The organism is Photorhabdus sp. RM322S, from assembly GCF_042879395.1.
GTDB lineage: Bacteria > Pseudomonadota > Gammaproteobacteria > Enterobacterales > Enterobacteriaceae > Photorhabdus > Photorhabdus khanii.
The window spans coordinates 21,865-34,361 of the sequence record NZ_JBHFKW010000002.1 but is presented as its reverse complement, the minus strand read 5'-3'; the positions used below and the strand labels follow the sequence as shown (position 1 = coordinate 34,361).

Sequence of the window (12,497 nt, the reverse complement as noted above, 5' to 3'; positions counted from 1 at the left end):
GTTTTATGAGGAAAGTCAGGCTGTGGGACGAGCGACGATATTACGCGTTTCCATTCTGACTTCTTCAATACGGACGTTGATAATATCATTCAATTGGTAAACGGCTTCACCTTTGATAATCACGGTGCCGGTTTCTTGACTACATTGCAGTTCATCGCGCACCGCATGCAGGAATGGTGCCGGTATAAAGGCGACCGCGCCATTCTCTACCAGACGGACACGCAAACCACCGCGGGTAATATCAATGACTTCTGCGGTAAATTGTTGTTCGGTTCCTGCATGGGGTTGCAGGAAACGCGCATATAGCCAATCACCCACATCGCGTTCAGCCATACGGTTCAGGCGGCGACGTTCAGCCAGTTGCAGGCAGGTTTCTTCTGCTGGTTTTTCTGCATCCGTTTTTTGAATAATTGCTTTCAGTAAGCGATGGTTAACCATATCGCTGTATTTACGGATGGGTGATGTCCAGGTGGCGTAAGCATCAAAACCGAGGCCAAAATGAGGGCCAGGCTCAGGTTTAATTTCTGCAAAAGTTTGGAAACGGCGAATACGGCTATCAAGGAATTGTGTTGGCTGTTTATCCAATTCACGACGTAATTTGCAGAAGCCATCCAATGTCAGCAACTCTTCTGCATTTTCTTCGATACCATTTTCTTTTAGTAATTCAACCACTTGTTCAATCTGGAGTGGCTCAAAACCGGTATGGACATTGTAGACGCCAAAGCCTAACTTATCGCGCAGTATTTTTGCCGCGCACAGGTTAGAAGTGATCATCGCTTCTTCAACAATACGGTTTGATGCACGGCGTTGTTCTACGACGATATCCAGCACATAACCATTTTCATCAAGGATAAAGCGGTAATCAGGGCGATCTTTGAAAATCAGTGCATGTTGATGACGCCATTGGTTACGGCGTTCACTCATTTCTTTCAAGAGATTGATTTGCGTCGCAATGGATTCAGAAGCAGGTTTCCAGCTACCTTTTCCTTCCAGCCAGTCAGAAACCTCGTCATAAACCAGTTTCGCTTTTGATTCAACCCAGGTAGAGAAAAACGCGATATCGTCACCAAGCTGACCATCTTCAAGAATAGACACCTGACAAACCAAGGCGGGACGGCGCTCATTAGGACGCAGAGAACATAAGTTTTCTGACAGATCGCGTGGCAGCATGGGGATATTGAAACCTGGCAGGTAGTTAGTGAAAGCACGTTGATGAGCAATCTTGTCCAGTTCGCTGTCAGCCGCGATATAAGCTGTTGGATCAGCAATGGCTATGCTGAGTTTCAGGCTGCCGTCATCTTGTTTGACGACATGCAAAGCGTCATCCATATCTTCTGTGGTGGCACTGTCGATAGTGACAAAATCCAGAGAAGTTAAGTCTATCCGCTCAAGATCGCCATCATTCAACTGGCAATCGGCCGTCATCTCTGGCGCATTACGTTCCAGATTGTGACGGGTCAATGTTACCCACCAGGGCGCATAGTGATTGTCGCCTTCGGTGATATAGCCGGTAATTTCTGCATGAAAGCCACGGCTTCCTTTCAGAGGATGATGGCGCATTTCAGCGACGGCCCAGTCACCGTTCTGAAACGGATGAGTGACTTGATTGGCCGGGCGGCAAGGGATGGCGTCTTTTAGCAGAGGGTGATCAGGAACGATCCATAAACGGTTGTCATTTTCTTTTTTCTGGATACGGCCAACGAAGCGATTTAGAAATGGTTCGACCAATGTTTCGGGTTCGGCGATCTCTCTTTCTTTATCAGTATGAATAGCGGCGGTAACCCGATCGCCATGCATCACTTTTTTCATTTGTGGAGGCGGAATGAAATAGCTTTTTTGTCCGTCGACTTCCAGAAATCCGAAACCTTTTTCTGTGCCTTTTACGAGGCCCTCTACGCGGAGTGTCTGGGAATGAAGTTGCTGTTTTAGCTGTGCAAGCAGCGGATTATTTTGAAACATAATATCCGGAGAAAGTTGAGGGTTATTATCAGATAGTTTTGGAACAACATTTTTACGCGAATCAGCAGTGTCGAGCAAGTAACATCTTCAAAATAGCATAAAACAGTATGGATTTTGTAATGAAAATTATAATAGTTACGCAGGGTAAACTTTTTCTTTAAGCTTAAAAGCAATATAACATGGTGAAAGTTGAAAATCGTATTTGCAAAATAAATCACCTAATAGCCCAAATTTTTTGCAATCTGGATTTAAGAGGGATTTCCATTATTATGGTAGTATAATGCGGTTTTTTGTTGGAGTGAGTGGCTATGAACAAAGTAAATTCAAATTTCACGACAGCAGTAAAGCGCGCTGCGAGGGGCATGTTAAGGCGTCAAGTGGAGCCTTCAAATCGTGCTAGTGCTGTTTATGGGTTTAGTAATCATGCTCTGAAGAAATCTGGTGAAGAGCTGAAAATAGCATGGAGCTCCGCGTCTCTGTCTGTTAGGCATCCTAAAGGTTAGTGTGGTGTTGTGGCTAAAGAATATAGTTGTATCTATGAACAGTTAGTAGACTCGGATGATGATATTCATGGAATCATTTCCTATTCTGTCTACAAACGTCAAAAAATTCAGTTCATTAAAGATTTTAAACAAAAACATCAAAGAGCGCCAACAGATATCGATCTTCAACCTTTCAATGAATTATCAATGTCTCCGGCGCAACTTGAGTTTTACCGTAGCGAGGCTACTGTGTTGACAGAGAGGTTTTTGGCTGATGTTCTTGAAGAAGATCTTGAGGAAAGGGAAGTATTCTTTTCAGCAAAAGTCCATTCTGAACTGAATAATATTAAACCTAACCATGTATTAGATATTATCAAAGGCGCTGCTGGTTCTCTGTTATTCGTTCTTTTGACTGGTGTATTGTACTTCTCTGTTTGGTCTTTATCGACGTCACCAAAGATGGTTGTCGAGCAAATATTTGATGTGAAGATTGTATCTGCCAAAGACTAAGAGCATGAGAAATAAGTTAACAGGAAATTGGATATTCTTGATAGCGTGTAGAATTTCTGATTCTAATTGGGTGTAAGGGGAGGGTGAGTGAAATCATCTTCTTTCCGATCATTCGTCTCACCGCAACGGCCCTTAGCCTTTTACAACTCTTGTTTGCAATCGTACTCGCATAAATCTTCAATAATGCAAGAACCACAACGAGGTTTACGGGCTATACAGGTATAACGTCCATGTAAAATAAGCCAGTGATGGCAATCGACTTTAAATTCAGCCGGAACGACTTGCAGTAATTTATTTTCGACTTCATTGACATTTTTACCGGGAGCAAAATGAGTACGGTTACACACCCGAAAAATATGGGTGTCTACAGCAATGGTTGGCCAGCCAAAAGCGGTGTTTAACACCACATTGGCTGTCTTGCGGCCAACGCCTGGCAATGCTTCCAATGCAGCACGATCCTCAGGAACTTCACCATCATGTTTTTCCAGTAAGATCCGGCAGGTTTTAATGGTGTTTTCCGCTTTGGTGTTATACAGGCCGATGGTTTTTATATACTCTTTCAGCCCATCCACGCCGAGGTTAAGAATGGCCTGAGGTGTGTTGGCAACCGGATAGAGTTTCGCTGTCGCTTTATTAACACTGACATCTGTCGCCTGAGCTGAGAGCAGTACTGAAATAAGCAGCTCAAAGGGCGTGGTGAAAACCAATTCAGTCGTTGGTTTTGGGTTGTTATCGCGTAAGCGCGTTAAAATTTCGATACGGCTTTGTTTGTTCATATCAAATGGTGCTCTCTGGTTCTGGTGATATTGCTACTGCATTGCTTTTTTCTTTTATTGCTCTGGTTTTCATTTTTTCATCAATCAGGTATTTTGCTGCCAGCATTAATCCCAGGCCAATAAAAGCGCCCGGAGGCAAGATAGCCAGTAGGAAAGGGGAATCCATATGAACAATTTCTATCCGTAATATTTTAGCCCAATTGCCTAGCAGCAGATCAGCGCCATCAAACAGAGTTCCATTGCCAAGAATTTCCCTCATAGCACCGAGAACAAACAGCGCAAAAGTGGCACCTAATCCCATGGCTAAACCATCAATGGCAGAAGGCATGACCGGATTTTTGGCAGCATAGGCTTCAGCGCGACCAATAACAATGCAGTTAGTGACGATCAATGGAATGAAAATCCCCAGTGATTCATATAGACCAAAAGCGTAGGCGTTAATCAGCATTTGTACGGTACTGACAACCGAAGCGATTATCATGACGTAAATCGGGATGCGGATTTCATTGGGAACCCAGCGACGCAGGCTGGACACAGCAATGTTGGTACAGACCAGAACCAGTGTGGTTGCTAGCCCTAAACCCAGTGCATTGGTTGCCGTGGAAGACACCGCCAGCAGTGGACATAATCCCAACAGCTGTACTAAAGCGGAGTTATTTTTCCACAGCCCTTGGGTAAACAACTTTTTGGTTTCACTCATGATTTTTCTCCACAGGGCTCCAGAGAAGAGAGATGTTCAGGTACAGTTTGTAAATAGAGAGTGGTCCACTTGACGGAGTTTACCACAGCGCGTGGGGTAATAGTGGCACCGGTAAATTGATCAAACTCGCCACCATCTTTTCTCACCGCCCAGTGCCGGTTATTATCTGATTTTACGGTTTTCCCTGAGAATACTTTGATCCAGTCTGAAATCCGGGTTTCAATTTTATCGCCCAGGCCAGGGGTTTCATGATGTTCTGTTACTCGTACGCCTAACACTTTTCCTGAGAAATTTGCCCCGACCAGTAACTGAATAGCCCCTGAATAGCCATCTGGTGCTGTACTTTCCAACGCTGCGGCCACCGGCTGACCATTTTTGCGGGCCAGATAGAGACGATGAGGTAGTTTGTTTCCCAAAGCATCGGCACTGATCAAATAACATTCGTTTTGCATATCGTTGTCATACAAAGCAGGTGGAACAACCTGATCAAGCAGTGACTTATGCTGTAACGCGGCCTGTTCTGCAATGGTACTTTTAGTCAGTGAATTCACAACAGCCGTCAATCCGGTAGTAATTGCAGCGAAAATAGCCAGTGTGATGCCGTGACGTCGCATTGTTTCTAACATAACGGCTCCTTATTTGTGCCCGTAAGCGCGGGGTTGAGTGTAATGGTCAATCAGTGGCACGGTGATGTTCGCCAATAAGACAGCAAATGCTATCGCATCAGGATAACCACCATAAACACGGATGACCCAGACTAGCAAGCCAATCATTGCGCCAAAAACTAAACGACCTTTGGGTGTTGTGGATGCACTGACCGGATCGGTTGCAATGAAAAATGCGCCCAGCATGGTTGCACCAGAAAATAGTTGTAATAATGGCGGGGAATAACGGCTGGGATCAATCAACCAGCTTGCGAGTGAACATAGACCTAACATGACGATAAATGCCACAGGAATTTGCCAGCTTATAACCTTTCTGTTGAGCATAATAAGCCCGCCAATAAGATAGGTAATGTTGACCCATTGCCAGCCAACGCCTGCCAGAGATCCCTGTAATATTGGCTGACGCAGAACATCATCAATGTTGTGTGTCAGTAAACCGGTTTTAAAACTATCCAGTGGTGTTGCCTGGCTTATTCCGTCGAAACCTTGCTGCAACTGTTGCAATGTTGCTCCATCGGGAATATGCCCGGTGAAGATCACCATCAGACTGTCCAGCGGTGTGATTTGTGCTGCCATCAAATCCATAGGCGGCAACCAACTGGTCATTTGCACCGGGAATGATATTAGCAACACGACATAACCAACCATTGCCGGGTTGAACGGGTTTTGACCAAGACCACCATACAGGTGTTTGGCAATGATCACGGCAAAAGCGGTTCCTAGTACAATCAGCCACCAGGGAGCCAGTGGTGGAAGACTGATCCCTAAAAGTAAGCCTGTCAACAACGCGGAATTATCCTGCAAACGAGTCATAATCGTCTGTTTACGCAGAGACAGAGCAAATGATTCCGCCAGCAGGGCAGTAATAACTGCAAGCAAGATTTGGAACAATGTACCGTAGCTAAAAAAGTAAGTTTGTACCGCAATACCGGGTATCGCTGCCAGCACAACCCACAGCATAATGCGGCTGGTGCTTTGTTGATTGTGTGTAAAAGGCGAACTTGCGACTTTTAGCTTTTTATTGTCAGTTTGAACGGGCCTGAATTTCATTGATAACAATCACTATTCTGTTGAAATTTTCTGTTGTTCCTGAGCGGCTTTTTTTGCCTTAACTCTGGCAATAGCGGCAGCAACGGCAGCTTTGCGCGGATCAGTTTCTTCTGCTGGCGGTGTTTCTGCCTGAATGTCGGTTACTTGCTGTGTTTGAGCTTTCTTGGCTTTGACACGAGCAATAGCGGCAGCAACGGTAGCTTTGCGCGGATCAGTTTCTTCTGCTGGCGGTGTTTCTGCCTGAATGTCGGTTACTTGCTGTGTTTGAGCTTTCTTGGCTTTGGCACGAGCAATAGCGGCGGCAACGGCAGCTTTGCGCGGATCAGTATCTTCTGTTGGCGGTGTTTCTGCCTGAATGTCGGTTACTTGCTGCGTTTGAGCTTTCTTGGCTTTGACACGAGCAATAGCGGCGGCAACGGCAGCTTTGCGTGGATCTGATTCTTCTGCTGGTGGTGCTTCTTCCTGAGTTTCAGCTACTTGCTGTATCTGAGCCTTTTTAGCTTTAACTCGGGCAATGGCAGCCGCGACTGCATCTTTACGCGGATCTTGCTTTTCATCAGCGGTAGATTCTGGTTCTATTGTTTCCAGTGACGGTGTCACTTCCTGACTTTGGGCAGTTTTCTTTGCTTTAGCTCTGGCAATCGCGGCTGCCAATGCGGTTTTGCGAGGATCTTCTGAACCTGTTGGTTCAGGTGTAACAGTATTGATATTTTCAGTAGCCTGTTTTTCTGCCTGACGAGTACGAAGCTGCTCTTTTCTTGCCTGACGAGCGGCGATGACTGCTGAATTGTCTGGTGCTTGTCCCGGTTCTATAGAAACAATTTTGCCAGCGTCAGCCTGTTTTTCCTTCACACGGGAGAGCGCGGCTTGCACAGCATTTTTATCTGTATTATCGATCTGGACAGCGGCTTTTTTATGTCGTTCCTCGCGAGCCAGTTTCTCCCGTTCCATACGAGCTTGTTTAGCTTCGAAACGAATTTTGGCTTCCGCTGAACGGAGGTTTTCCTGATCCAACGCCTGAATTTCAGCTTTCTCCTGGCGGTAATATTGCACCAGAGGAATATTACTCGGGCAGACATAAGCACAGGCACCACATTCAATACAATCGAACAGGTTGTGATCTCTGGCTTTCTCATGCTCTTGTCCACGGCTGAACCAATAGAGCTGTTGCGGCAATAAATTGGCAGGGCAGGCTTCCACACATAATCCACAACGGATACAAGCCTCTTCCGCTGTATTTGAGTCCATTTCCTGATGTGATGGTGCCAGAATGCAGTTACTGATTTTAACCACAGGGACATTTAAGTCAGGTAAAGTGAATCCCATGAGAGGACCCCCCATAATCACCATCTGTTCTGATTGTGGTTCAAAACCGGCTAATTGGAGAAGAAATTGTACCGGTGTACCGAGTCGCGTCCAGAAGTTCCCCGGTGAAGCGACTGCTTCGCCGGTAAGGGTGACGACACGTTCAATCAAAGGTTCGCCATCAATAATGGCACGTTTGATCGCAACCACAGTCCCGACGTTTTGCATCAGAACACCGATAGCAGAGGAGCGGCCGCCGGAAGGCACTTCTTTACCGGTCAAAATCTTGGTCAGCTGTTTCGCGCCACCGGAAGGGTATTTGGTCGGAATAACCCGGACGATGATAGATTTATCGCCGTTTAGAGCGGTTTTCAGTGCTTTTATTGCTTCTGGTTTATTATCTTCGATACCAATCAGGATCTGTTCCGGTTTAAGCAGATGTTCCAGAATACGAATGCCTTCAATGAGTTCGTCCGCATGTTCCTGCATCAGGCGGTCATCAGCGGTAATATAAGGTTCACATTCTGCGGCATTGATGATCAACGTCTTAATACCATGCCGGCCACTTTGCAGTTTGGAGGCAGTAGGAAAGCCAGCGCCACCTAAACCGGCGATACCTGCCTGATGGATGCGGTTAAGCATCGTGTCTGCATCAAGTGATTGATAATCAGGTGCCTGAACGCGTTCACACCATTGATCTGTACCATCAGGGAGCAAACGGACACACAACTCTTTCAACCCGGATGGGTGCGCTGTTATGCACGGTTCAATGGCAATGATAGTGCCGGAAGTTGATGCGTGAACCGGTACGGTACGTCCAGTGCCAAACGTCAGAGGCTGGCCTTTAAGCACTTTATCACCGGCTTTAACCAGCAATTCGCCTTCGGTACCCAAATGTTGTTGCAACGGGATGATTAGCTCTTCCGGCAGTGGCGCAATGCGCAATGGTGTTTGGCTGGATTGCAGCTTCATTTCAGGTGGGTGAATACCACCTTTAAAATCCCAGATTTTGTTTTTGTTGAGTAAATTGAACAAATTAAGCATGGTGTTCAGCCTCAATGTTTTTAACCGGGATACGGTTAACGGAAGCTGCCTGGGATGGCTGAACAGTGATATTCTTTACCGGAATGGTTTTTAAATCCCACTTCCAGTTCGCAGTCGTTGTTGCCACAGGGATCATCGTAATACAGTCTGTCGGGCAAGGAGCAACGCACAGGTCGCATCCAGTACATAAATCTTCAACAACGGTATGCATGGCGCGGGTTGCACCAACGATAGCGTCTACAGGACATGCCTGAATACATTTAGTGCAGCCAATGCAATTCTCTTCATCAACAAATGCGACTTTGCGGACCGGGTTTTTTATGCTTTCATCACCATCCAGTGGTTGTGGATCGACCCCAAGCAGCTCGGAGATTTTCAGCATGACTTGTTCACCACCAGGCGCACATTTGTTAATAATTTCACCATTATTCGCCACAGCTTCAGCATAAGGGCGGCAGCCAGGATAACCACATTGCCCGCACTGGCTTTGCGGTAAAATATCATCAATGTTTTCAACGATAGGATCTTCTTCCACCTGAAAACGACGAGCAGCAAAACCCAGGATTAACCCAAAAATTAACCCTAGTGCACTTAGTGCACCAATAGCAATCCATAACGATATCATCAGAACTTCACCAAACCACTAAAACCCATAAAAGCCAGGGACATTAATCCTGCGGTAATCAGGCCGATAGATGAACCTTTGAAAGGGGCGGGTACATCGGCAACGGCCAGGCGTTCACGAATAGCGGCAAACAGGACCATCACCAGAGAGAAACCGGCAGCGGCCCCGAAACCATAAATAGCGGATTGCAGAAAATCGTGTGATTGATTGATATTCAGTAGCGCTACACCCAGTACGGCACAGTTAGTGGTAATCAACGGCAGGAAAATACCCAGTAACCGGTATAACGTCGGGCTGGTTTTACGTACAACAAGTTCTGTAAATTGCACCACAACGGCAATGACAAGAATGAAACTCAGGGTACGCAGATAGATTAAATCCAGGGGTAGCAAAATAAAGGTATTCACCAGCCATGAACATACCGAGGCCAGTGTCATAACAAATGTGGTAGCAAAGCCCATCCCGATGGCGGTTTCCAGCTTTTTAGAGACGCCCATAAAAGGGCATAAGCCAAGAAATTTCACCAGGACGAAATTGTTAACCAATACGGTTCCGACAAATAAAAGAAAGTAGTCAGTCATTGCTGTGCCTGAAATAAAGTCGTTTACTTTTTATAAGATGATAAAAATGCCCGCACCTTACTGTGGGGCAATCTATTGTTATGATAACAACCGAAGAAAATTGCGGTTATCGATCTTGTGTGAAAGTCATTTTGACCCGGAGAGAACGCTTAATGTAGGGAACAAAAATAGCGGCGGCTAATAGTGGCCATGCCAATGCCCGTAAAGCAATTTGATCAGGAACGGGGGAGAAGGTGAACGTTTTCAATGCGATTAATACGGTAACAATAAGCCAGATAATAAAAATTTGCGGGAATCTTTTTGACCGGCGGAAAAGCAGTTTCAATACCCATAGGGTGAAACACCACATTACCGCGGTAATGGCAACAGAAAGAAACCACATTAAAGTAAAGTGATTATTCCCGATGCTCAACGAAGGGTTCTGACTGAGAAAAGTCATAATATATAAAGCGAGCATGACACTGGCACTGAGAAAGGTCATGATCAGATAAGCAGCTGGGGCCAGAATCCAGCCATTAATTCTGTGGTAATCATTAGTTTTATACATAAGCTATTCCCACTAAAGCTATGTGAAAAAGAAATAGTAGGCGATTCTGTCTGGTTAGTGAATAGATTAGTTCAGAGATAATTTGCGAAACGGTAATCACCGATGATATTTTTTCCTGATGTTGAATTGCAGCATATGAATAATAAGTTTGAGGACCTGTTATGAGTGATCTGTTAAAGGTTGGGTTGGTGGGATATGGTTATGCCAGCAAAACCTTCCATGCACCATTAATTGCCGGGACTGCCGGTGTTAAATTGGTTGCCATTTCCAGTAGTAACGCTGAAAAAGTGAAATCAGACTGGCCAAATATTGCGGTCGTATCCCGTCCTGAGGATCTTTTCAACAATCCTGAAATTGATTTGATTGTTATTCCCACGCCTAATGACACTCATTATCCTCTGGCACAGCAGGCACTGGCAGCCGGTAAACATGTTGTGGTGGATAAACCTTTTACTATTACGGTTGAACAGGCCGAATCTTTAAAGCAACAAGCAGAACAGGCGGGGTTATTACTTTCCGTATTTCATAACCGCCGTTGGGATTCTGGTTTTCTGACGATAAAATCCCTGATTAAAGAAAATAGATTGGGAAAATTGAAATATTTCGAATCCCATTTTGACCGTTATCGTCCGGTTATTCGTCAAAGATGGCGTGAGGCGGCGGGAGAGGGAAGCGGTATTTGGTATGATTTAGGCCCTCATTTACTTGATCAGGCGGTTCAATTGTTTGGTAAACCGCAATCCATTACGGCTGATTTGGGGATGATCCGCCCACAAGCTGAAGCGGTGGATTATTTTCATGTATTGCTGAATTATCCGGATATCAAAGTGGTTCTCCACGCAACAACACTAGCGGCGGCTGAATCTGCGGTTTATACGCTGCATGGTATGGAAGGCAGTTACGTGAAATATGGTCTTGATCCTCAGGAAGAACGATTGAAAGCAGGGGAAAGGCTGCCACATGCCGATTGGGGATATGATATTCGTGATGGAATTGTGACGCTGTCACGTGAAGATGAATTAGTGACGGAATATATCCCGACGTTGCCCGGTAATTATGCTGCTTATTATGCTGCGATCCGCGATGCTATTACGATAGATAAACCCAATCCGGTAACGGCAAGTGAAGCCATTCAAATCATGAAATTAATTGAAGCCGGTACCGAATCAGCAAAACAACAACGAACAGTGGCAGTTTAATCGTGACTTTTATTGATTAGTCCGGCTTGCCGGGCTAACTATTTGCAAAGCAAGGAAAATAACTGATGACTTGGTGGCAAAAGTTAAGAATAGATCCTTTTTTGATGATATTAGTGACGGTAGTTGTTATTGCGACATTCTTGCCTTGTGAGGGGGAAATTAAAGTCTGGTTTCAACGGCTAACGACGGCGGCTATTGCTTTGCTGTTCTTTATGCATGGGGCTAAATTATCCCGCCAAGCCATTATTGCCGGTATGGGGCATTGGCGGCTTCATTTAGTGGTCTTTCTCAGTACTTTTGTCTTATTCCCGATTATAGGATTGGGATTGAATCTGCTGGTCCCTGAGATCATGACATCGGCAGTTTATTGGGGATTTCTTTACCTTTGTGCATTACCAGCCACGGTTCAATCAGCCATTGCTTTTACTTCTGTTGCGGGTGGTAATGTTGCTGCTGCCATTTGCAGTGCTTCGGCATCCAGTATTTTGGGGGTATTTTTATCGCCAATATTAGTTGGGTTGATGATCCATACACAAGGTGAAGGCAGCGCTGATACATTGGAAGCAATAAAATCCATTGTGCTTCAATTGATGGTTCCCTTTATTATCGGGCATCTGTCACGGCCATTGATTGCACGTTGGGTGGAGAGACATAAAAAACTGGTTAATATGACGGACCGGTCATCAATTCTTTTAGTGGTTTATGTGGCTTTTAGTGAAGCTGTGGTAGAAGGCATCTGGCATAAGATTGATGGTTATTCACTCCTGATGATTGGGGTTGTTTGCTGTATTGTGCTGTCGGTTGTGTTGGTTATTAATACTTATATTGCCCGCTGGTTGGGTTTTAATAAAGAAGACGAAATTACAATTGTTTTTTGTGGTTCGAAAAAGAGTCTGGCTAATGGTGTGCCAATGGCAAATGTTTTGTTCCCGGCTGCGACGGTTGGTGTGATGTTGCTGCCATTGATGATTTTTCATCAAATTCAGTTGATGGTGTGTGCGGTGTTAGCGCAACGTTATGCCAGGAGGTTAAGACGGAAATAGATGTGTAAATA

At 45.2% G+C, this 12,497-nt stretch carries 12 protein-coding genes; 3 read left to right on the top strand and 9 right to left on the bottom strand.

What is annotated here, in order from left to right; translation table 11 throughout:
• Positions 1–15: 15 nt before the first annotated feature.
• Positions 16–1,959 carry an exoribonuclease II gene (locus ACGF63_RS01375; protein WP_387628375.1) on the bottom strand — a complete coding sequence of 648 codons (1,944 nt, stop codon included), beginning with the start codon at positions 1,957–1,959 and terminating at the stop codon, positions 16–18.
• A gap of 512 nt (positions 1,960–2,471) precedes the next feature.
• Here ACGF63_RS01375 and ACGF63_RS01370 point away from each other — a divergent pair.
• Positions 2,472–2,951, top strand: a complete 480-nt coding sequence (locus ACGF63_RS01370; RefSeq protein WP_162524076.1) for a hypothetical protein — start codon at positions 2,472–2,474, stop codon at positions 2,949–2,951.
• 140 nt (positions 2,952–3,091) lie between these two features.
• Here the strand turns inward: ACGF63_RS01370 and nth are convergent, their stop codons facing one another.
• The 8 genes from nth to ACGF63_RS01330 all read right to left on the bottom strand — a co-directional run bounded on the left by nth (position 3,092) and on the right by ACGF63_RS01330 (position 10,244).
• Positions 3,092–3,727 (bottom strand): endonuclease III, encoded by a 636-nt coding sequence (gene nth, locus ACGF63_RS01365; protein ID WP_036847068.1) that lies wholly within the window; start codon positions 3,725–3,727, stop codon positions 3,092–3,094.
• Position 3,728: 1 nt separating this feature from the next.
• On the bottom strand, positions 3,729–4,427 hold the full coding sequence (locus ACGF63_RS01360; protein WP_387628371.1) for an electron transport complex subunit E: 699 nt from the start codon (positions 4,425–4,427) through the stop codon (positions 3,729–3,731).
• Positions 4,424–5,053 carry an electron transport complex subunit RsxG gene (rsxG, locus tag ACGF63_RS01355; RefSeq protein WP_036847076.1) on the bottom strand — a complete coding sequence of 210 codons (630 nt, stop codon included), beginning with the start codon at positions 5,051–5,053 and terminating at the stop codon, positions 4,424–4,426. Before rsxG ends, ACGF63_RS01360 begins: the two co-directional genes overlap by 4 nt.
• A gap of 9 nt (positions 5,054–5,062) precedes the next feature.
• Positions 5,063–6,142 (bottom strand): electron transport complex subunit RsxD, encoded by a 1,080-nt coding sequence (rsxD, locus tag ACGF63_RS01350; protein WP_387628367.1) that lies wholly within the window; start codon positions 6,140–6,142, stop codon positions 5,063–5,065.
• A 12-nt stretch (positions 6,143–6,154) separates the two neighbouring features.
• Entirely contained in the window at positions 6,155–8,491 is a 2,337-nt protein-coding gene (gene rsxC / locus ACGF63_RS01345; RefSeq protein WP_387628365.1) for an electron transport complex subunit RsxC, read from the bottom strand.
• Entirely contained in the window at positions 8,484–9,116 is a 633-nt protein-coding gene (rsxB, locus tag ACGF63_RS01340) for an electron transport complex subunit RsxB (protein WP_387628362.1), read from the bottom strand. The genes rsxC and rsxB overlap by 8 nt, the downstream gene beginning before the upstream one ends.
• Positions 9,116–9,697 carry an electron transport complex subunit RsxA gene (gene rsxA, locus ACGF63_RS01335; RefSeq protein ID WP_011146612.1) on the bottom strand — a complete coding sequence of 194 codons (582 nt, stop codon included), beginning with the start codon at positions 9,695–9,697 and terminating at the stop codon, positions 9,116–9,118. The genes rsxB and rsxA overlap by 1 nt, the downstream gene beginning before the upstream one ends.
• Positions 9,698–9,803: 106 nt before the next feature.
• Positions 9,804–10,244: a DUF2569 domain-containing protein gene (locus tag ACGF63_RS01330; protein WP_387628360.1), complete on the bottom strand. Its 441-nt coding sequence runs from the start codon at positions 10,242–10,244 to the stop codon at positions 9,804–9,806.
• 161 nt (positions 10,245–10,405) lie between these two features.
• Between ACGF63_RS01330 and ACGF63_RS01325 the strand changes: the two genes are divergently transcribed.
• Positions 10,406–11,443 carry an oxidoreductase gene (locus ACGF63_RS01325; RefSeq protein WP_387628357.1) on the top strand — a complete coding sequence of 346 codons (1,038 nt, stop codon included), beginning with the start codon at positions 10,406–10,408 and terminating at the stop codon, positions 11,441–11,443.
• A gap of 65 nt (positions 11,444–11,508) precedes the next feature.
• The gene (locus ACGF63_RS01320; protein ID WP_387628355.1) at positions 11,509–12,486 is read left to right on the top strand and encodes a bile acid:sodium symporter family protein; all 978 of its coding nucleotides are present in this window, start codon (positions 11,509–11,511) and stop codon (positions 12,484–12,486) included.
• The last annotated feature ends 11 nt before the right edge of the window (positions 12,487–12,497 follow it).